The sequence below is a fragment of the Candidatus Chloroploca sp. Khr17 genome (genome assembly GCF_004138165.1).
Classification (GTDB): Bacteria; Chloroflexota; Chloroflexia; order Chloroflexales; family Chloroflexaceae; genus Chloroploca.
This window is the reverse complement of the sequence record NZ_RYFF01000002.1, coordinates 74,987-94,709: the sequence shown is the minus strand read 5'-3', so window position 1 is coordinate 94,709 and position 19,723 is coordinate 74,987. Positions and strand designations below refer to the sequence as shown.

Below are 19,723 nucleotides of genomic sequence, written 5' to 3'. Positions count from 1 at the left end.
GCTCCCCTAGTGGGCTCGTTCTTCACAATAGGCGGCATAGGCCGTCGCATCCATCAACTGCTCTTCTTCACCTGACGGGCGGATGCGCAACAGCCATCCGGCACCATAGGGATCCTGATTAATCGGCTCTTGATCGCCTTCGAGATCACTATTCACCGCCACAACCTCACCGCCGACCGGCGCATAGAGATCAGAACTGGCTTTGACCGACTCGATCACACCAAACGATTCCCCCGGGGTCAATACCGTACCTACGGCAGGCAGTTCGATATAGACCACATCGCCAAGCGCATCCTGGGCATAATCGGTGATCCCGATCACCACTTCCTCACCCTCGGTGCGCACCCACTCGTCAGACGTGCTGTAGCGAAGATCGCCTGGGATACTGATGCTCATGGTCTCCTCTTATTTCTTATAGCGTGGCTTATAGAACGGCATTTTCACGGCACGCGCACGAACCGGTCGGTCGCGAATGATAACATCAAAGGCACTGCCTTCACTGCTGAGCGCGGTCGGTACCAGAGCAATCCCCAATGGCTTACCGAGCGTTGGTGAAGGCATACCAGTGGTCACAACACCGACAGGTTCCCCTTCCACCGAATGCACGGCATAGTCACCACGGGCAATGCCCTTGCCAACAAGCTCAAACCCGGTCAGGCGGCGGGTTGGCCCGGCTTGCTTGATCGCAGCGAGCGCCTCACGCCCCACAAAATCACCCTTATCAAGCTTGACCACCCAGCCAAGACGAGCCTCGTACGGGTTGATCGTCGCGCTAATCTCGTGCCCATAGAGCGCAAGGCACGGCTCAAAACGCAAGCTATCACGCGCCCCGAGGCCACACGGCTTGACGTCACCAAGGGCCAGCAGGCGTTGCCACATCTCGGGCGCTGCACCCGCCGCAAAAAAGAGCTCGAAGCCATCTTCGCCCGTATAGCCCGTCCGCGCAATCAGCGCCGTCTGACCAAAGACCGTCGTCAGCGCCACCCCGTGAAACGGCAGATGGGCCAGGTCGTGGGTGGTTGAGTCTTCAGCCTGACAAAGCAACTGCTCGGCGGCAGGCCCCTGCAACGCGAGCATCGCCCAGCGCTCGGAACGATCTTCAAGCTCGACATCAAACCCGGCGCTATGCTGCGTCAACCAGGCCCAATCCTTGTCGCGGTTGGACGCATTCACCACCACCAGATATTCATCGAGCAAGTGGTAGATGAAAATATCATCCACAATGCCACCGTCAGGCTGACAGAGCAAGCCATAATTGGCCTGGCCCAGCGTAATCGCGGCGACATTGCAACTCGCCACATACTGCAAAAAAGCCTCGGCCTGCGGCCCGCGCACCATAAAACGCCCCATATGACTGATATCAAAGAGACCCGCCCCCTGACGTACCGCCATATGTTCATTGATGATCCCGCTATACTGTACCGGCATCTCCCAGCCGCCAAACTCGACCATGCGGGCACCCATGCCAACATGGGTTACAAAAAGCGGCGTGCGTTTGAGCATGGCATCTTTCCTTGCTTACGACGAATTCAGTCCCTTACGAACACGAAGCAACATCTCACGACACTCGATGGCATAGCGGGCCAGGTCGTGATCATCAACGGCGCGCGCCTCAGCAGCAAATTGCCAGAGCGCCTGCAGGGCAACTTCTTCCAATAAGATCGGGTAACGATCCAGCACCTGCGAAAGACTGTCAACTCCATCGGCCAGCAAGAGTGCTTCAATCGCCTCATCAAGCTCACCTGGATCACCAGCAGCCTGCGCACGCACCTGGGCAAGCGCCTCACGGCGATCTTCGAGCACCTGCGCCAAGCGCTCGTGCTCATCATCAAGGGCCTGCTCGATACGCTCTGCCAGCAATTGATCTATCTCTGGCTGCAACAGCAGCGGATGCTGTGCCGCAACCTGCGCCACTTCTGCGGCACTCTGGGCTTGCAATAACGCCTGGAGCACCTCGTCAGGCACGTAGGTGAGGGCAGCAGGGAGGACAGGCTCACCAGCAACCAGAGCAGGCGGCAAAGCAACGCTGAGGCGCTGACTCATCCGGGCGAGCAAAGCCCGCGCCTCACGGAGACTCTCGGCAATCTCGAAGGCACGCTGATTGGCGGCGACCTCAACGAGTTCGTTGAGCACCGCATCAGTGGTCGGCGCAAAGAGGATCGGGTACTGCGCCACAACCTGCTCAAGTTCTTCGGCGCTATTGGCCCCCAGCAACGCCTCGACCGCCAGCAACAATGGAGGAGCATCTTGCTCGTCGGCTGGCGGGCGAACCTGCGCCGCCGCAACAGGTTCATGCACAGGCGGCCCAACAGGGGCCTCGGGCACGCCTGACTCCGCTTGTGCAACCGGACGACGCTTTATCCGGCGCAACAGATGAGCAATGCCGGCCAGATCCTGGGCAATATCAACATCCGCCAGATAGGGGCGGCGCGCTTCTTCAGGGATCGAGCCAACCAGCACCGCATGCAAATCACGGGCCTGCTCACCCCAGGCATGCTCGGGCAAGCCAGGTGCAGGCGCAAAGATCACGCGGCGCGCCAGGCCATCGTGAAAAAGTAACGGCGCACCGGCGGGACCACGCCGCTGGCACGCGGGACAGGTCACCAGATTGAGGGTACCCTCAAGCAACGCCGCAACCGCTTCTGGCACTTCCTGGGCATCAAGAATGAGCCAGACTGGTGCCTCGAAATCGGCACCACAGTCGGGGCACACAAACGCTTCAGGCTCTTGATAAGCAATGGGCATAGAACTCTACGCTAAACACATGGAACAACTGGAGCACGCCTGTATGATGTTCTATTGTACCATCACTCAGGCGACTCTGTTAATCCGAGCGGCGAGGTCTTCACCACGTCGCGCAATGCGCCGCTGCTGGTAAAAGAGGGCCATCCAGATCGGCAACAACGGCATCGCCGCCGCCAGGCCAGTGACCCAGGCCGCCGCCGTGATCGCCTGGGCCACCGCCGACTCTTCCCCCAGTAAAAAGAAAGTCGGCAAGGGCACCAACACCCCGATCGCCAGGGTGGTCGCCAATGCTGCCGCCCCAAAGACTAGGCTCGCACAGAAAAACATCAACAGGTTCTGCCCCAACCGATAGGTCACCAGATCAAGGCTGCGCTGCATCGCTGCACGTACCCCGATCTGATCCTGCACAAATGGCTGCAAGGCATAGATCGTACTGCTATAGACCGCCCCGTTCGCAACGAGACTCACCACATAAGTGGCGATAACGATGAGCACAACCACCATCACCAGCAAGCCAGCCGTCGCCTGCTCAAGCGCCCCCCCGCCGAGCGGCAAAGCCGTCGCCGCGATAATGCCAACAAAGACAACGAGGTAGGCAAGAAAGATGCACGCCAGGCTTGCAATGCTCATCATCGCACTCGCGACCATCAGAAAGATCGTGCCATAACAGCCCATTCCGGCCAGATGGCGCGGCTTAATTGTCAGCGCAGCGCGCAGACGTACCGGCTCACCTGCAACTGCCATCACCGCCGCACGACTCAGGGCTCCCATAATATAAAAGCTCAGCGGGAGAGTGAGAAGAAGGCCGCCCAGAATCAGCAATACGACAACCGACTCACTCACGCGATCCGCTAACAAGAACAGGCCAAATAGCGCCGCCCCCAGGGGCAAAGCAAGCATGCCAACCAGCAAGAGAAACCGCGTCAAATGACGCCGGTAGAGCCGCAACCCCTCGTCAAGCAACTCGAGAAGAGGGGTAATATGCTGTTGCAGCCGCAGGAATTGTTGCATCAAAATAATATCCAAGCCTATCTGAACTGACGTATAATGAATTATAACATTCTGTATCTGCGCTGGAACAACTGGCGTAGCCTGTGTTGAAAACGCAGGCATAGCTTGTCAGCCCGAAAACCTCAACGTTATGTCTATCTGGAGATCCGTACTATGCCTACACGCGACGAGTGGAATGCCATTCTCGAGCACGAACTTCCGCCTCAATCAACCTATATTGCCCGGAATCGAGCCATTACTGCCTGCTATGCGGGGTGGTATCTGCAAGAACCATGGCTCTTCAAATGGGCCGGTATGGCGGCGTTTGCCTCCTTCCAGGTAGGCGTTGGCCTCGCGATGGTCGAGTTGCTCCTTGCCCCACACAAGGCCGTGCGCGTCGAAGAGGCGCTCGCAAACGGCCAGTCAGGAGCCAATAACGAGATGGCAGCACAGGTCTTCAAGCTGATGCTCTCACTTCCGCTGGCTCTCCACGATGCCGCCACGCGCCCCCTGCTGCTCGCTGACCTCGAACTCGTCAAGCAGGCCAATGATGCCATCTTCAACGATATTGGCTGGGCCCATCTGGCCTATCTCTACGGTGGCCTGGATACCGTGGAGGCGAATCTTACGGCAAGCGATCAATCCGGGTTGCGCGAGGCGTTCCGGATGCTCGACGCAGCTGTCCACTTGCTCTGCAAGCCGCAAGAGTATCAGGCAGGCCTCACCCTGATCAACCAGGCAGCGGTAACGATGCTGCGCCACGAGCAAATGACCGTCTTGCCCCGGTATATGGAAAAGATGTCGGATCTGGGGCGACGCATTGCTTCACTTGGTTCGTGGCTCGACTTTGAAGGCGGCACCACTCTGGAAAGCCAAGCCTCGTTCACGTTCTATTATGGGCCGCTCGCGGTGCTCACCGGAACGCGCAGTGTCACCAATGCCGCCGACCGCTGGCAGTGGATCGAGCAGGATGTCTTGCCCAAATGGGCCAAGGTCAATGCGAAATATGACGAAGGCACGCCTATGCACGCACGCCTGGTCAGCCTTGCCCACGAAACCCCGACCATGCTCCAGCAGACGGCTGGCTTGATGAACCGGTTCTATCCAGCCCTTACGTTCCAGGCATCGTCACCCGTCACTTGAACCTGAACGTATCTTATGAAGCGAATTATGTACTTAAAAACTATTACTCGCACATCACAGGCGTCGACCTGTTTTCATTTTCGAAAACTACTAGATGGAGGTTGCAATGAGCCGTAACCACGGTTTTGAACTGCTTCGCGATGAGCAGATCACCGAGTTGAATACCCGCGCCCGGCTGTATCGCCACACGCACACCGGGGCCGATCTGCTCTCGCTCGAGTGCGCTGATGAAAATAAATGTTTTGGTATCACGTTTCGTACGCCGCCAGCCGATCATACCGGGATAGCCCATATCCTCGAACATTCCGTGCTCTGTGGCTCACGCAAGTATCCCGTCAAGAAGCCCTTTTTTGAACTGGTCAAGAGTTCAGTCAAGACCTTCCTCAATGCGATGACCTACCCAGATAAGACCACTTATCCCGTCGCATCAACGAATCTTGCCGATTTTTATCATCTCGTTGATGTCTATCTTGATGCGGTCTTTTTTCCGCGGATCACGCCCGAAGTGCTCAAACAAGAGGGTTGGCACTACGAATTGACCCGCAAAGATGAGCCGCTCTCCTTCCACGGGGTGGTTTTTAACGAGATGAAGGGGCAGTATTCGTCACCTGATTATCTGCTCTATCGCACCAGTCAGGCCGCGCTTTTCCCCGCAACAACCTATGGCATGGCCTCGGGAGGCGATCCAAAATACATTCCCGATCTCACTTTTGAGGCGTTCCAAAACTTCCACACGACGCTCTATCATCCCTCCAACGCTCGGATCTATTTTTATGGCGATGACGATCCCGAGCGTCGCCTTGAACTGCTTGACGAGTACCTGGCACAGTTCGACGCCCTGCCTATTCCATCCGAGGTAGCCCTGCAACCCCGCTTCCCCGAGCCTCGCATCGTCGAAGAGACTTATACGGCGCCCTCTGAAGAGAGTAGCAAGAAGGGGATGGTGACGATCAACTGGATGATCGGCGAAGAAGACGACGAAACCCGTGTCCTCGCGATGGCAATGCTGAGCTATCTGTTGCTCGGCACGCCAGCCGCACCGCTCTACAAGGCGCTCACTGACTCGGGCCTCGGCGATAGCCTGACCGGTGGCGGCTATAACGATGGGCTACGACAGCACACCTTTTCGGTGGGACTCAAAGGCATTGATCCGACCGCTGCACCGGCCACCGAGGAACTTGTCCTGACCACCTTGCAACGCCTGGCCGACGAAGGCTTTGATGCCGACCAGTTGGCCTCTGCGCTCAACACGGTCGAGTTTTCGCTGCGCGAGAATAATACCGGCGGCTTCCCTCGCGGGCTGAGCATCATGCTCCGTGCGCTCGATACCTGGCTCTACGATGGCGACCCGCTGGCCCCGCTGCGCTTCGAGGCCCCGCTGGCAACGATCAAGGCCGCCCTTGCCAACGGCGAACGAATGTTTGAAGATCTGATCCGTCACACCCTGCTCGAAAATACGCACCGGGTACGAGTGATGCTGCGCCCCGATCCCGAACAGGCAACCCGCGATGCGGCGGAAGAACGCGCTCGGCTCGACGCCGTCCAGGCGACCCTGAACGACCAGGATCTTGAACAAATTATTGCCGATACCCAGGCCTTGAAGATCTTGCAAGAGACCCCGGATCGCCCCGAAGATCTCGCCCGGATTCCTACGCTGACCCTGGGCGACCTGGATCGTCAGGGCAAAACGATCCCAACGGCACGACTGACCAGCGGTGAAGTACCTCTGCTCTATCACGATCTCTTTACCAACGGCATCGTCTATCTCGATCTCGTCTTTGATCTGCGGGCCGTTCCAGCGCACCTGCTCGGCTATGTCCCGCTCTTCGCCCGCGCCCTGACCGAGATGGGCACCGCCAACGAGGATTTTGTGCGCCTTGTGCAGCGCATCGGGCGCGACACCGGTGGCATCTATGCCTCAACAAGCACCTCAACCCATCTCCAGACCGGCGAACCACTGGGGCACTTCGTGATCCGAGGCAAGGCGACCGTCGCCCAGACCGAGGCGATGCTCGCCCTGATGCACGACATCCTGTTGACCGTCAACCTCAATGACCGCGAGCGGTTCCGCCAGATCGCCACTCGCAGCCGGGCCATGCGTGAATCAGCGCTTGTGCCAAGTGGCAATGCCTTCGCCCGCAAGCGCATCCTCGCCCGCCTTGCCCCGGCAGAATGGGCCGACGAGCAACTCGGTGGCATCAGCGCCCTCTTCTTTGTCCGTCAACTGGTGCAACGCATTGACGAGGACTGGCCGGGTGTGCTGGCCGATCTCGAACTGATCCGCACCAGTCTGATCAATCGCAGCACGATGGTGGCGAATCTGACGCTCGACGAAGCCAATCAACGCCAGGTGGAACCAGCCCTCACAGCCTTCCTCGGCACATTGCCCTCCACTGCCTACGAACCGGCCCCGTGGACGATCACCGAGCCAGGCCCCGGTGAAGGCCTGATCGTCCCCGCGAAAGTCAATTATGTCGCCAAAGCTGCAAGCCTCTACCCGTTGGGGCTCAAGGTTAGTGGGGCGGCAAGTGCCATCACCCGCTTCCTGAATATCGGCTACTACCTCGAAAAAGTGCGTGTTCAAGGCGGTGCCTATGGGGTCGGAGCCAGTTTTGAGCGTAGTACGGGCATCTTCGGGGCTGTCTCGTACCGTGACCCGCATCTGCTCAAAACCCTTGCCGTCTATGACCGAGCCGGCGACTATCTGCGCACGGTAGCAATGGATGCGACGGCGATCGAACGCAGCATCATCGGAACCATTGGCGACATTGACGGCTACCAACTGCCCGACGCCAAAGGCTACACCGCCATGATGCGCCACCTCAACGGCATTACCGACGCTTATCGTCAAGCACTGCGCGAACAGATCCTCGATGCGACCGAAGCTGACTTCCGCGCCTTCGCCGAGATCCTCGACACCGTGCGCGATCATGGTATCATTGCCGTCGTTGGTTCCGCCGAGGCGATCGCCACCGCTAACCGTGAGCACCCCGGGTTGCTCAACCCGGTGAATGTTATGGGGTAGGGGTGCTTTCTGGAGGCCTGCAGCCCCTAGGAAAGATACTTCTGGCGCAAGATGCCAGCCTTGCTGACATCTTGCGCCAGAAGCATGATGGGGTCGCAGACTCCCAAGGATTGCGCTCGTGCTGGGGGTTCATGCATCTGAGCAGAAAGAGTCTCTATGAGTGCCGAGCAAGCGGCCACAACAGAGTATCCCATCGATGATCGACGCGAACTGGTTGGCTGGTATTTTTATGACTGGGCCAACTCGACCTTTTCAACCACGGTTGTGACCGTCTTTCTTGGCCCCTATCTGACTTCGATTGCCCGTGCCGCAGCCGATGCTGATGGGATGATCTATCCGCTCGGTATTCCAGTCGCCGCAGGTTCCTATTTCGCCTATATCGTCTCGCTCTCAGTGCTGCTCCAGGTCTTCTTCCTGCCCATCCTCGGGGCCATTGCTGACTACTCGCGTGCCAAAAAGCTCTTGCTCGGTATCTTTGCCTATATCGGGGCCTTTGCCACCATGGGCATGTTTTTTCTTCAGGGCGAACGCTATATCCTTGGCGGCTCGCTCTTTTTGATCGCCAATCTCGCTTTTGGCGCTTCCATTGTCTTCTACAATGCCTTCTTGCCCGAAATTGCCAGCCCCGATAACCGCGACCGGGCCTCGTCAAGGGGTTGGGCCATGGGCTACCTTGGTGGCGGCGTGCTCTTGTTCCTGAATCTGATCCTTTTTACCAATGCCGAGGCTCTGGGGCTCGACGAAGGCACAGCCGTCCGCATCTGTATCACCTCTGCCGGTCTCTGGTGGGCTATCTTCACGATTATGCCGCTGATCCGCCTGCGTACCCGTGGCACCATCAAGCGCCTGCCCCCCGGCGAGCGCTACGTGACGATTGGCTTCAAGCAACTGGCTCATACGTTTAGCCAGATGCAGCACTATCGCCAGACTCTGCTCTTTTTGCTGGGCTACCTGCTCTATAACGATGGCATTCAGGCCGTCATTGCGCTGGCCGCCCTCTTTGGAGCCGAAGAACTCGGGATGCCCCAGGGCGTGATCATTCAGGCGATCCTGATGGTGCAGTTTGTCGCCTTTTTTGGTGCGCTCGCCTTTGGCCGGTTAGCGCAGCGCATCGGCAGCAAGAGGGCGATTATGCTCAGTCTTGTGATCTGGACTGTTGTGGTCACCTATAGCTATGTGATGCCCGCCGGGGTGCCCGCCCAATTTTTCTTGCTTGCCGCAGCGATTGCCGTCGTTCTCGGGGGCAGTCAGGCGCTCAGTCGTTCGCTCTTTTCGCTCATGATCCCGAAGGGGCAGGAAGCCGAGTATTTCAGCATCTACGAGATCAGCGAACGGGGCACGAGTTGGCTTGCGCCGCTCTTGTTTGGGCTCGCCTTTCAAATGACGGGCAGTTACCGCATTGCCCTCATCTCGCTGATCGTCTTCTTCATTGCCGGCATTGTCCTGCTCTTCTTTGTCAATGTCCGCCGTGCGATCGAAGAAGTGGGCAATGAGGCACCAGCCCTAGTGTAAACTCTTTCGTGCCCCCCAAACCCGCTGCGCGGGTTTGGGGGGCACGAAGAATCAGTTCAACGACGTCGTTTGGTGCGACGTGGTGGTGCATTCCCTCGTTGCACCATTGTCTGCCAGGCGGTATCGGTGTCGGGAACCTGCGTCAGTTGCTCATCACTGAACCGGTTGGCCTGGGCATCGTTGAGCGACGCCAGCGCCCGCTCATGCTCTTGCTCAGCAGGACTCCGGCGCACAAACGTGAACCAGGCATACCAGACGAGGCCAATCAGCCCGATGAGCAACACGGCAGCACCAAAGAAGAGCACATACGCACTCACCGCCGACCTTCCTGACGCAACTTGAAGAAAATACCGGCTGCTTCGGTGCGGTTGCTCACACCCAGCTTCTGGTAGATATTCTGCAGATGGAATTTGACCGTATTATCGCTGACCTGCAGGCGCTGGGCGATCTGCGTATTCGTCAGCCCCTGCGCCACCAGGGTCAAGACCTCGGCTTCGCGATCAGAGAGATCAGAGGCCGGGCTGGGGCGCTGGCGGTGTTGCCGTAACCAACGCTTGGCTGCCTGCGGAAAGACAAGCTGGCCCTGGTAGACCTGACGAATACAGGCCAGGGTCTGTTGTGGAGCCTCGGTTTTGAGCGCAAAGCCATCGGCTTCGGCCTCAAGCGCCGATTGCATCGTATCGCCGTCATAGAAGGCCGAGAGAATTAACACCTTCGCAGGCACATTCGCCGCCCGAATACTCTGCAGGCACGCAATCCCACCAACGGTCGGCATCTGAAGATCGAGCACCACCACATCGGGCGCAAGCGCACGAACTCGTTCGAGCACCTGATCGCCATCACTGGCCGTCCCCACAACCTCCATGTCGCCTTCACCCTCGATCAGCGAACGCAGACCTTCAAGGACAAGCGCATGGTCATCCGCAAGAAAGACTTTGATCATTGTCACCACATGGCACGATAACCCGCACACACGTCCCAAGACCAGGGCTACTCTCGATCATAAAGGTACCCCCGAGCAGACCCACCCGTTCACGCATCCCTTGTAGCCCAAAATGACCAGTAAGCGCCTGCTGCAACACCGACGAAGCATCAAAGCCACAGCCATTGTCGCGTACTTCCATGATCACATTGTGACCCTCACAGTGTAGGCCCACCGTATGATGGTCGGCTTCGCCATGGCGCACCGCATTCGAGAGTGCCTCTTGCAAGATACGGTAGAAACTGATCTTCACGGGCAAAGGTACCGCAGGAAGTTCACCCTCAAGCTCCAGGCAGACTGGATTACCCGTCAATTCCTCGTGCTGGATCACCAGCCCTTCAAGGATGGCAACCAGGTCACGGCGTTCAAATTCAGGCGGACGAAACGCACCCATAAAGGTACGGATCTCATTGAGGGCATGTTCAAGGAGGGTCACACTGCGCCTGATCCGTTCGAGCTCATCCGGGGCTTGATCAGGGCTTTGCACCATCCGGCGTTGCACAACATAGAGTTGCGAAAGCGCGGCAAAAATATTTTGCACCGGGCCATCATGAATATCAAGAATGATCCGGCCTACCTCACGCTCGGCAATTTCAAGAAAACGCCCCGATGGTTCCTGGATGCGATTAGGATAGTGATCAATGCTCATGGCCGCACTGCCTTTCACTGGATGTTATGTAGTATACACCCGGCAGTCACAGCCACGATCAAGAAAATGGTTTCATGCGCTCTACAGGGTGTTGAGAAATGGCTACCACCCTGCTGTGGGCACCAGCATACGATCAACGGCCGCAAACCCCGCCTTGATAATGCTTTCGACATCAAGCCCAAAAGCGCGATAGAGTTCATCACGTGTCCCCGACTGACCAAAGGCATCCACGCCCAGCGCAAGCACCGGTGCACCATAGATGCTGCCGAGCCAGGCCAGTGCGTGTGACGAAGCATCATGCACGGTCACAAAAGGTGCCGTCGCTTCATCGGGCGGAATCAACCAGGTCAGGTCATCACCAGCACGCCAGGCTTCATAGAGCCGCCGCGGACTCGTCAGGTTGAGCACATTGACCGCAACGCCCTCGCGACGCAGGTAGTCAGCAGCAGCCACCACTTCGGGCATCACCGCGCCGGCTGCCGCCAATTGCAAGACCGGGGATGCGGGGTGATCGGCATGATCACGGCGGTCAATCAACCGATAACCGCCGGCCAGCACTTGACGCCGCAACGCGGCCCGCCCAAGCCGTTGCAGCGCTGGTTCAAGCAATCCCTGATCAAGCGGCCGCGTCGAAAGACGCAAATAGGTCGCCCGACCCTTCTCGCGATCACAACACTGCGTGAGCCCCTCTAGCAGCGTCCAGACCAACTCGACCGCAAAGCAAGGCTCAAAACTGTGCAAATTGGGCAACTCGATGCCGAGTGAGGGCGTGACGGTTGACTGGTGCGCACCACCCTCCGGGGCCAGCGTAATGCCCGAAGGCGTGCCGGCCACGACAAACTTTGCCCCCGCATAGAGCCCGTAAATCAAGGCATCAAGCCCCCGACACACAAATGGGTCATAGACGGTGCCAATCGGAAGCAACAGTTCATCAAGCAACTCGTGACTCAACCCAAACATGCCCAGCAGCATAAACAGGTTCATCTCAGAGATGCCCAGTTCAATATGCTGACCCGAAGGCCCGCGTTGCCAGCGGAGCAACCGATAGACCTCGGCGCTCTCGAAATCGGGTTCTTCGGTGGGCGCATAGACCCCGGTCTTATTGATCCAACCCGAAAGATTCGTTGACACCGAGACATCCGGCGAGGTGGTCACAATGCGTTCACGCAGCCCTGGCACCTCGCTCAGACGCATCAACGCACGCCCAAAACTCTCCTGCGTACTTGTCTGCCCGGTCGCCAGCACCTCAAGATCATCAGGAATTGTTGCCGCAACTGCGGCGAGACGCTCACGCGCCCCCAAAGACGCCTCGTGTGGCCCATACAGACGCTGCGCAACGGCAGTACACAGCTGTCCTTCGGGGCTCGCAGGCTCAAAACTGGCCCAGAGCGCCTCAGACTTGATGCCAAGATGGTCACGGAGCGTCTCGATCTGATCAGTTGTCAGCAACTGCGAGTGGTTCAGCGGATGCCCGGCAATCGGCAAGCCCCACCCCTTGATCGTATAGGCAAAAATGATCGTCGGGCGACGCGGCGCTTCATCAGCCTGGGCCAGCGTTGCCAACAATTCTTCGAGATCGTGACCGCCCAGGTTCGCCAGGATCTGGGGTAATTCAGCATCAGGAACATCCGCCAGTAACGCCGCCAGCGCCGGATCATCGCCAAGCAAACGCGGGCGAAGTTCCGCCCCCGGCAACCGAATCAGCGCCTGATACTCCTCATTGCGCATCTCATCAATGCGTTGCCGCAGCGCCGCACCACCCTCACGGGCAAAGAGCGCCTGCAAACGACGACCATACTTCGCCTCGAGCACACGCCAGCCACTCTCGGCAAAAAGACGCTTGAGATGAGCCGCCCGAATCCCAGGCACGACCCGATCAAGGCTCTGACGATTGAGATCAACGATCCAGAGCAGATGCTCAAGACCAGCGAGGGCCGGATCAAGAATCGCCTCCCAGACATTGCCCTCATCAAGTTCAGCATCACCGACAAGGGCCACAAAACGACGGGTATCAGGCGCACCAAAATGGGCGGTCGCATAACGCCCAGCGAGGGCCGCAAATGCAGGCGCGACCGCACCAAGCCCAACCGAACCCGTTGAAAAATCGACGTGATCAGGATCTTTCGTCCGCGATGGATAGGCCTGCAACCCACCGAAGGAGCGCAGCGTCGGCAGATAGTCTTCGGGCAACTGACCAAGCAGATACTGGATCGCATGAAAGACCGGTGAGGCATGGGGCTTGACAGCCACGCGGTCACCAGGACGCAAATAGTGAAAATAGAGTGCCGTCAAGATCGAAATCATCGAAGCCGAGGAAGCCTGATGACCACCAACCTTGGTGCCATCATGATTTGGGCGTACATAATTGGCATGATGGACAATGAGCGTAGACAACCAGAGAAGCCGTTGCTGCACCCGTTCAAGGGCCGCAAGCTCATCTGCGGATATAACCGGAGCCAGTGGCGTGTCCACTGGCAACGCATCTGCCGGGCGGCGCTGCCTGGAAGTTGTCATCGTCGTTTCCGTTCGTTGGCTACTGGTTCACTCACCTGCTGATACAATTGATTGAGCGAAGCAATGCTTGCGTCCCAATCATAGTGATCGACCACATGGGACCGCCCGGCGGCCCCGAGCGTCCGTCCCAGTTCAGGGTCTTGCATCAGGCGAAACACCGCATCAGCAAACGCCTCAGGGCGATCGGCAATCAACAAATGCTTGCCATTTCGCACCCCCGCAATCCCCTCGACCGCCATAGACGTTGCCACCACCGGTGCCTCCATCGCGAGCGCCTCGAGCAACTTGAGACGCGAGCCGCCGCCAATGCGCATCGGGACAACAAAGACCGCAGCTCCATCAATATAAGGGGCAACACTAGGCACCTCACCAATTAATTCAACCTCATCGCTTGCCAAGGTCTGCACAACACGCCCCGGGGCGCGGCCAACAACCAGGAGGCGCACCCCGCGGCGTTTCTGCCGCAGCAGAGGCAGAACTTCAGCGGTAAACCAGCGCAGGGCATCAAGATTTGGGCGATAGTCAAGCGCACCCACAAAAACCATGGTCGAGGCACCGAGATCGCCCCGTACTGCCCCAGGACGAATGCGCGCCGTATCAACGCCATTGGGCACAACCGCCAGTTTCGACGCAGCCGCAGCCACCAGGCGTTGCAGCGCAGCACGATCCTGCTCCGAGACGACCAGAATATGGTCAAACGCCCGCAGCAAACGTCGTTCATAGCGCGACAACTTACGCCACTGCACCAACGAATAGATCCCGGCAACGAGTCTGCCAGGTGGAAGCGCGAGACCGCCCTTCAGATCGGCAAGCGCAGCGCGGCGTTGCAACAGATATTCAGCATTGAACTGATCAAGCACGATTCGCTGCGTCAAATCGCGTGCCATCAGCGCATAATGGGCCATCTCGATACTCTCGGCCTGCACCACATCATAATGTTCCGCCGCCAGCAACCGGCTCAACGCCTCTGCATACGGCTGGCTACGATTCCGTAGGGCCATATCGGGCAACGGTGCCGCCAGCGTAGTCACGGCACGGCGCAGCATCGAACGCGGGGGAGGGCCATGCACAGTCACCACACTATAACGTTCGCGCAACGGTGCCAGTGCAGCAGCCGCGTCCGCATTGGGGGCAAAAGTCAGCAAGGTCAGATCATGATGCATCGCAAGGCCGCGGGCCAAATGAAAGACCCGCAAAGCACCACCACTACGCGGTGGGAAAGGAGGATACGGGGCAAGCAGTAAAATCTTCATCGCTACCCTTCTGTCTGGGGTCAGCCGGAACCAGCATGATCATACCATAGCTAGCGTGATTGCCCAAACAGGCGAGATTCAAGTTGATCAAAAACGCCAGCGAAACTGGCGTTTTTGACCAACTTAAGACAGACCACCCTCTGGGGGCCTACGCTCGTACCGTCATCCGTCGCAGCCCGGTCGGAGGCTCGACGCGAGCGATCTCAAAAGGACTGCAGGTCTTGATCACAGCAAACGCCGTATCAACGGCCTCAGAGGTAGGCGCACTGGCCGACACAAGTGGGCGGCGTTGGATTTCACCGCGCGCAGCGGCCTGCTCAGCCGCACTGCCCAGCAGATACGCAACAGGAATGCCAGCCAGAAAACCGAGGACAATGCCAATGACCAGAGCAACCCCAAGCCAGGTCAGCGCAACGGCAAGGGTCGTCGGAAAGTTCGCCAGCATACCCATATTCCGGTTCTCGGGAAAGACCCCATAAATCAACCCGAGCAGACCACCGAGCGCACCAATGGTCACCATCCCACCCAGGGTCGAGACCAGAATGGCCTTGATACGAAACCATTCAACCGTCTCGCCAAGACCAAGGTACGCACCAGCGTCATCGTCACTCATCCCGACCGTCACCTCACCAAGGCCAGCCTCTCGCAAACGGGACGCCGCCAGTTGGGCTTGCGCCTGGTCAGTAAAGGTTGCCATCACCATAGCCATGGCACGTGCTCCTTGCCCATACGGGCTTGCCGGCAAGCAGACATAGCTCGCCACCATTGCCTCTATTGTACCGCGTCTGGATACGGTTGTGTGCAGCCACCATGAATGACTTGTACAAAAGATCCAGCTTTCGTTCGAATGATTTTGGATGCCTTGACTCTTGATACAACAGAGCATTCTGTTAACATAGTTATTATCTAGCAACCAAAGAAGACAGATATTTCAGGCCATGTGTGCCAAGATGCTTAAGGGGGGTGAGTACTGCGTTCGCTACCCGCTCTGCAACGTCGCAGCGCCGGGGGTGAGCTGCTCTAACGAGACACAACTATCGCTGAGTAGCGTACTTCCGAAGTCGACCGGATGGATTTCTCTCGTATGTGTCATAAGTTTCACGCATCCGAACTGGTCACAAGCTGCATATGTTGTTAAGGAGTGTTCAGAATGGAAGAGATGGTAGTTGCACTTGATACGATGTGGTTGTTGTTGGCAGCGTTCCTTGTCTTCTTCATGCAGGCCGGGTTTGCCTTGCTGGAAGCCGGGGCGACGCGCTCAAAAAATGCCGTCAACATTTTGATGAAAAATTTGATGGACTTCTGCATCGGAGCGCTCACCTTCTGGATGATCGGGTGGGGCTTTGCCTACGGTGCCTCAGCAGGTGGTTTTATCGGTGTTGATCAGTTCTTCCTCGGTTATGATGCAGCTGAGGCTGGCGGCGTCCCAATCCTGGCAAGTTGGCTCTTTCAGGTCGTCTTTGCCGGTACCGCAGCCACAATTGTCTCGGGAGCTATGGCCGAGCGCACGAAATTCTCGTCATACCTGATTGTCAGTGCCCTAATGGCAGTGCTCATCTATCCGGTGGTGGTTCACTGGGTCTGGAGTGGCGCAGGTTGGCTGACCGCGATTGGCTTTACCGATTTCGCTGGTAGCACGGTCGTCCACAGCGTCGGCGGTTGGGCTGCCTTGATGGGGGCCATTGTGCTCGGCGCACGCATTGGTCGCTTCTCCAAAGATGGCAAATCGCAGCCAATTCCTGGGCACAACGTCTCGCTGGTCGGTCTTGGTGTTTTCATTCTCTGGCTCGGCTGGTTCGGCTTCAATCCTGGGAGCCAACTGGCGCTCTCGTCGCAGGCTGATGCCAATGCAGTCGCACTGGTTGCCGTCAATACAACCCTGGCAGCCGCTGCTGCTGCTATGGCCACTGTTATTCTCACCTGGATCCGCACGGGCAAGCCCGATGCTGGCCTGACCCTCAACAGTGTCGTCGGTGGTCTGGTGGCAATTACTGCGGCGTGTGCCTTTGTAACGCCGGTGGGTGCCATAATTATCGGCCTGGTCGCCGGGCCGCTCCTGGTCTTCTCGACCTCCTGGCTTGAGTCGTTGAAGATTGACGATCCAGTCGGCGCTGTGCCTGCTCACCTGGTCAATGGTGTCTGGGGCACCCTGGCCCTTGGTCTCTTTGCCGCCATCGAGGGCAACACAGGCACGCTTGGCCTCTTCTACGGTGGCGGCGTGGCCCTGCTGATCGCTCAGGCGATTGGTGTGGTAGCGGTTGCCGTCTGGACAGTCGTACTCTCGGGTGCGCTGTTCTATGCACTCAAGGCCACCATCGGTCTGCGTGTTAGCAAAGAGGAAGAGGAACTCGGCCTCGACCTTGGCGAGCACGGTATGGTTGCCTATCCTGACTTCCTCCCAACCCCAACCCCGGGCATGGCCCCACCGGCACCTCCTTCCGGTGGCGTCAGCCGCGCCCCGGCCAAGTAACTTTTCGTCACAACCCAAACAACGCGTGAGGCGGCAGGCTCAAGCCTGCCGCCTCACGCGTTGTTTGGGTTGACTTAAGTTGTGCATTTTGTACACTTCATGGGGCTTGTATTTGTTGAAATGATCCAATTCGTCTGCTATGATTGAACCAGGAAAGAAACTGCAACGATGCAGCGGAGGTTCAACCATGGAAATGCTATCTGACCTGCAAAGTCTCTTGATCGGGTTGATCGGCTGGGCAGCCACCACGTTAATGCTTGAGAATGCTTCACGTTTGACCGTTACCGACCGTCGAGTCATGAGTGTCTTTAGTTGGACGATCTGGATGATCCCTGCGTTTGGGGCGCTGGTGTTGCAAGGTCTGCTCAACACCTATACCGCCGTGCTGTATGTATGCATCACGACGCTTGCCCTTGGCGTGATTATGGTCGTTGGCATATCGCGTCGGACACACACCCGCTCTTGAAGCGCGAACCATTCATTGGTCGGGTAAAATAAGATAAATCTCGGTTACAGACGAACACGAAAAAGGCCAGCAATGCTGGCCTTTTTCGTGTTCGTCTGTAACCGAGGCCTATGCGTCGTAGTACATCGAGAACTCATAAGGATGCGGACGCAGCGCAATGGAGACAGCCTCACGGCGCTTGGCATCAATATACGCCTCGAGCAGGTCAGGCGTAAAGACACCGCCCTGCAGCAAGAACTCGTAGTCAGCCTCAAGGGCATCCAGCGCTTCGCTCAGCGAACCAGGCGTACCGCGGATATCGGCCTTCTCTTCGGGCGACAGTTCGTAAATATCAACATCAAGCGGCGGCGGCGGCTCAATCTTGTTCATAATCCCATCCAAGCCAGCCATCATCATCGCAGCAAAGGCCAGGTAGGGGTTGCACATCGCATCGGGGGCACGGAACTCGATGCGGCGTGACTTGGGCGACGACGAATAGGTCGGGACACGAATGGCCGCCGAACGGTTGCGCACTGAGTAGACCAGGTTGATGGGGGCCTCAAAGCCCGGAACCAGACGCCGATAGCTGTTGGTTGAAGGTGCACAGATCGCCAGCAGGGCCGGGGCGTGCTTGAGAATGCCACCAGTGTAATACTGCGCCATCTTCGAGAGCAGCGCATACTGCGTCTCATCAAAGAAGAGCGGCTCGCCATCTTTCCAGAGACTCTGGTGACAGTGCATGCCCGAGCCATTGTCGCCAAAGAGGGGCTTGGGCATAAAGGTCGCGCTATAGCCATGCTCACGTGCGATCTGACGCACCACATACTTGTACTTCTGCAACTGGTCAGCCATCTTGACCAGCGTATCAAAGCGCATATCAATTTCGCACTGCCCGGCTGTTGCCACTTCGTGGTGGTGCAGTTCGATATCGATCCCAAACTCCATCATCTTCAAGATCATCTTGGAACGAAGATCCTGGAGGGTATCGGTGGGCGGCACGGGGAAATAACCCTCTTTGTGGCGAATGCGATAGCCCTTGTTGCCACCAGGAACCTCGGCACCGGTATTCCACACCGCCTCGGGGCTATCCACGAAGTAGTAGCCGTGATTAGCCGCCTGGCTAAAGCGCACATCGCTAAAGAGGAAAAACTCAGCCTCAGGGCCAAAGTAGGCCGTATCAGCAAGGCCAGTGCTCTTGAGATAAGCTTCCGCCTTCTTGGCAACATTGCGCGGGTCACGTGAATACGGTTCGCGGACAATAGGATCAATAATGTCACAGATCAGCACCAGCGTCGGCACCCCGAGCGTCGTATCAACAAAGGCCGAACTGGGATCAGGCACCATGAGCATATCGCTCTCGTTGATCACCTGAAAACCCTTAATTGATGAACCGTCAAACCCCAGACCCTCTTCCATCATATCTTCGGTCAACCGCGAGGCAGGCAGTGAATAGTGCTGCCATGCACCGAAAAGATCGGTAAAACGGGTGTCGACAATCTTGATGTCATGGTCTTTAATCAGTTTGAGAACGTCCTTAGCGGTCATACTCATACAGCCAATCTCCTTGTGTAGCTACAGAACGGACAGGGTCCTGCGGACGCGATCCAACCTGCGCAACGCGGCGGCGCGACAATACTGGGGCGCGACACGGCGCGAATGCACTGACGAAAAGCCCTGATGGGCGATGGACGGGAGAAGAGACGAGAAAACGTCAACCCCGGGGACTCTGTATATCTTCCGAGATACAGAAAGGGCTGAACCGTTGATTGCGACTGTCTGCGCCATTGCAATGTCGACAAGTATCACGCGTACCTGGCGCACCACGATGTCGATCTCTCCTTGCGCGGGTCTGGACAAGCGATTTGCCCATGCACATTACACTCCATCATAAGCGACACTTGGCCCTCGTGCCAGAGTGAGAAGATCCAATCTCAGCACGGCCTGATTGTATAAAAGAAACAAATGCCCATCTGGCTTGGTCGCGGGCTACGAACG

The 19,723-nt window shown here is 57.6% G+C and carries 16 protein-coding genes; 5 read left to right on the top strand and 11 right to left on the bottom strand.

The window, feature by feature from the left end:
- Positions 1 to 6 precede the first annotated feature (6 nt).
- From gcvH to EKD05_RS01795, 4 genes are all read right to left on the bottom strand, one after another.
- Positions 7 to 396, bottom strand: coding sequence for a glycine cleavage system protein GcvH (gene gcvH, locus EKD05_RS01810; RefSeq protein ID WP_129670607.1), 390 nt, complete (start codon positions 394 to 396; stop codon positions 7 to 9).
- A 9-nt stretch (positions 397 to 405) separates the two neighbouring features.
- Positions 406 to 1,503, bottom strand: coding sequence for a glycine cleavage system aminomethyltransferase GcvT (gene gcvT / locus EKD05_RS01805; RefSeq protein ID WP_129670606.1), 1,098 nt, complete (start codon positions 1,501 to 1,503; stop codon positions 406 to 408).
- A gap of 15 nt (positions 1,504 to 1,518) precedes the next feature.
- Positions 1,519 to 2,745 (bottom strand): CpXC domain-containing protein, encoded by a 1,227-nt coding sequence (locus EKD05_RS01800; protein WP_129670605.1) that lies wholly within the window; start codon positions 2,743 to 2,745, stop codon positions 1,519 to 1,521.
- 66 nt (positions 2,746 to 2,811) lie between these two features.
- Complete coding sequence (locus tag EKD05_RS01795; RefSeq protein ID WP_129670604.1) at positions 2,812 to 3,756, bottom strand: hypothetical protein; 945 nt, start codon at positions 3,754 to 3,756, stop codon at positions 2,812 to 2,814.
- Positions 3,757 to 3,909: 153 nt separating this feature from the next.
- Here EKD05_RS01795 and EKD05_RS01790 point away from each other — a divergent pair, with 153 nt between their 5' ends.
- The 3 genes from EKD05_RS01790 (at position 3,910) to EKD05_RS01780 (ending at position 9,415) form a co-directional block, all read left to right on the top strand.
- Positions 3,910 to 4,878, top strand: coding sequence for a hypothetical protein (locus tag EKD05_RS01790; RefSeq protein ID WP_129670603.1), 969 nt, complete (start codon positions 3,910 to 3,912; stop codon positions 4,876 to 4,878).
- Positions 4,879 to 4,984: 106 nt separating this feature from the next.
- The gene (locus tag EKD05_RS01785) at positions 4,985 to 7,903 is read left to right on the top strand and encodes an insulinase family protein (protein WP_129670602.1); all 2,919 of its coding nucleotides are present in this window, start codon (positions 4,985 to 4,987) and stop codon (positions 7,901 to 7,903) included.
- Between the two features lie 156 nt (positions 7,904 to 8,059).
- On the top strand, positions 8,060 to 9,415 hold the full coding sequence (locus tag EKD05_RS01780) for an MFS transporter (protein WP_129670601.1): 1,356 nt from the start codon (positions 8,060 to 8,062) through the stop codon (positions 9,413 to 9,415).
- Between the two features lie 56 nt (positions 9,416 to 9,471).
- Here the strand turns inward: EKD05_RS01780 and EKD05_RS01775 are convergent, their stop codons facing one another.
- The 6 genes from EKD05_RS01775 to EKD05_RS01750 all read right to left on the bottom strand — a co-directional run bounded on the left by EKD05_RS01775 (position 9,472) and on the right by EKD05_RS01750 (position 15,522).
- Complete coding sequence (locus EKD05_RS01775; RefSeq protein ID WP_129670600.1) at positions 9,472 to 9,732, bottom strand: hypothetical protein; 261 nt, start codon at positions 9,730 to 9,732, stop codon at positions 9,472 to 9,474.
- Complete coding sequence (locus tag EKD05_RS01770; RefSeq protein WP_129670599.1) at positions 9,729 to 10,358, bottom strand: response regulator transcription factor; 630 nt, start codon at positions 10,356 to 10,358, stop codon at positions 9,729 to 9,731. Before EKD05_RS01770 ends, EKD05_RS01775 begins: the two co-directional genes overlap by 4 nt.
- Positions 10,333 to 11,046 (bottom strand): sensor histidine kinase, encoded by a 714-nt coding sequence (locus EKD05_RS01765; protein ID WP_129670598.1) that lies wholly within the window; start codon positions 11,044 to 11,046, stop codon positions 10,333 to 10,335. Before EKD05_RS01765 ends, EKD05_RS01770 begins: the two co-directional genes overlap by 26 nt.
- Positions 11,047 to 11,148: 102 nt before the next feature.
- Complete coding sequence (locus EKD05_RS01760) at positions 11,149 to 13,560, bottom strand: 1-deoxy-D-xylulose-5-phosphate synthase N-terminal domain-containing protein (RefSeq protein ID WP_129670597.1); 2,412 nt, start codon at positions 13,558 to 13,560, stop codon at positions 11,149 to 11,151.
- On the bottom strand, positions 13,557 to 14,813 hold the full coding sequence (locus tag EKD05_RS01755; protein WP_129670596.1) for a glycosyltransferase: 1,257 nt from the start codon (positions 14,811 to 14,813) through the stop codon (positions 13,557 to 13,559). The genes EKD05_RS01760 and EKD05_RS01755 overlap by 4 nt, the downstream gene beginning before the upstream one ends.
- Before the next feature lie 148 nt (positions 14,814 to 14,961).
- Positions 14,962 to 15,522, bottom strand: coding sequence for a hypothetical protein (locus tag EKD05_RS01750; protein ID WP_129670595.1), 561 nt, complete (start codon positions 15,520 to 15,522; stop codon positions 14,962 to 14,964).
- A 441-nt stretch (positions 15,523 to 15,963) separates the two neighbouring features.
- On the opposite strand from EKD05_RS01750, the gene EKD05_RS01745 reads away from it, so the two are divergent.
- The gene (locus EKD05_RS01745) at positions 15,964 to 17,283 is read left to right on the top strand and encodes an ammonium transporter (RefSeq protein WP_129670594.1); all 1,320 of its coding nucleotides are present in this window, start codon (positions 15,964 to 15,966) and stop codon (positions 17,281 to 17,283) included.
- 187 nt (positions 17,284 to 17,470) lie between these two features.
- Positions 17,471 to 17,749 carry a hypothetical protein gene (locus EKD05_RS01740; protein ID WP_129670593.1) on the top strand — a complete coding sequence of 93 codons (279 nt, stop codon included), beginning with the start codon at positions 17,471 to 17,473 and terminating at the stop codon, positions 17,747 to 17,749.
- Between the two features lie 108 nt (positions 17,750 to 17,857).
- Here the strand turns inward: EKD05_RS01740 and glnA are convergent, their stop codons facing one another.
- A complete protein-coding gene (gene glnA / locus EKD05_RS01735; RefSeq protein ID WP_129670592.1) occupies positions 17,858 to 19,279 on the bottom strand; it encodes a type I glutamate--ammonia ligase in 1,422 nt (473 codons plus the stop codon).
- Positions 19,280 to 19,723 lie beyond the last annotated feature (444 nt).

Excerpts from the sequence above, each read along its gene's own strand:
- gcvH (WP_129670607.1), bottom strand. The coding sequence starts at position 396 with ATGAGCATCAGTATCCCAGGCGATCTTCGCTACAGCACGTCTGACGAG.
- gcvT (WP_129670606.1), bottom strand. The coding sequence starts at position 1,503 with ATGCTCAAACGCACGCCGCTTTTTGTAACCCATGTTGGCATGGGTGCC.
- EKD05_RS01800 (WP_129670605.1), bottom strand. The coding sequence starts at position 2,745 with ATGCCCATTGCTTATCAAGAGCCTGAAGCGTTTGTGTGCCCCGACTGT.
- EKD05_RS01795 (WP_129670604.1), bottom strand. The coding sequence starts at position 3,756 with ATGCAACAATTCCTGCGGCTGCAACAGCATATTACCCCTCTTCTCGAG.
- EKD05_RS01790 (WP_129670603.1), top strand. The coding sequence starts at position 3,910 with ATGCCTACACGCGACGAGTGGAATGCCATTCTCGAGCACGAACTTCCG.
- EKD05_RS01785 (WP_129670602.1), top strand. The coding sequence starts at position 4,985 with ATGAGCCGTAACCACGGTTTTGAACTGCTTCGCGATGAGCAGATCACC.
- EKD05_RS01780 (WP_129670601.1), top strand. The coding sequence starts at position 8,060 with ATGAGTGCCGAGCAAGCGGCCACAACAGAGTATCCCATCGATGATCGA.
- EKD05_RS01770 (WP_129670599.1), bottom strand. The coding sequence starts at position 10,358 with ATGATCAAAGTCTTTCTTGCGGATGACCATGCGCTTGTCCTTGAAGGT.
- EKD05_RS01765 (WP_129670598.1), bottom strand. The coding sequence starts at position 11,046 with ATGAGCATTGATCACTATCCTAATCGCATCCAGGAACCATCGGGGCGT.
- EKD05_RS01760 (WP_129670597.1), bottom strand. The coding sequence starts at position 13,560 with ATGACAACTTCCAGGCAGCGCCGCCCGGCAGATGCGTTGCCAGTGGAC.
- EKD05_RS01755 (WP_129670596.1), bottom strand. The coding sequence starts at position 14,813 with ATGAAGATTTTACTGCTTGCCCCGTATCCTCCTTTCCCACCGCGTAGT.
- EKD05_RS01750 (WP_129670595.1), bottom strand. The coding sequence starts at position 15,522 with ATGGCTATGGTGATGGCAACCTTTACTGACCAGGCGCAAGCCCAACTG.
- EKD05_RS01745 (WP_129670594.1), top strand. The coding sequence starts at position 15,964 with ATGGAAGAGATGGTAGTTGCACTTGATACGATGTGGTTGTTGTTGGCA.
- EKD05_RS01740 (WP_129670593.1), top strand. The coding sequence starts at position 17,471 with ATGGAAATGCTATCTGACCTGCAAAGTCTCTTGATCGGGTTGATCGGC.
- glnA (WP_129670592.1), bottom strand. The coding sequence starts at position 19,279 with ATGAGTATGACCGCTAAGGACGTTCTCAAACTGATTAAAGACCATGAC.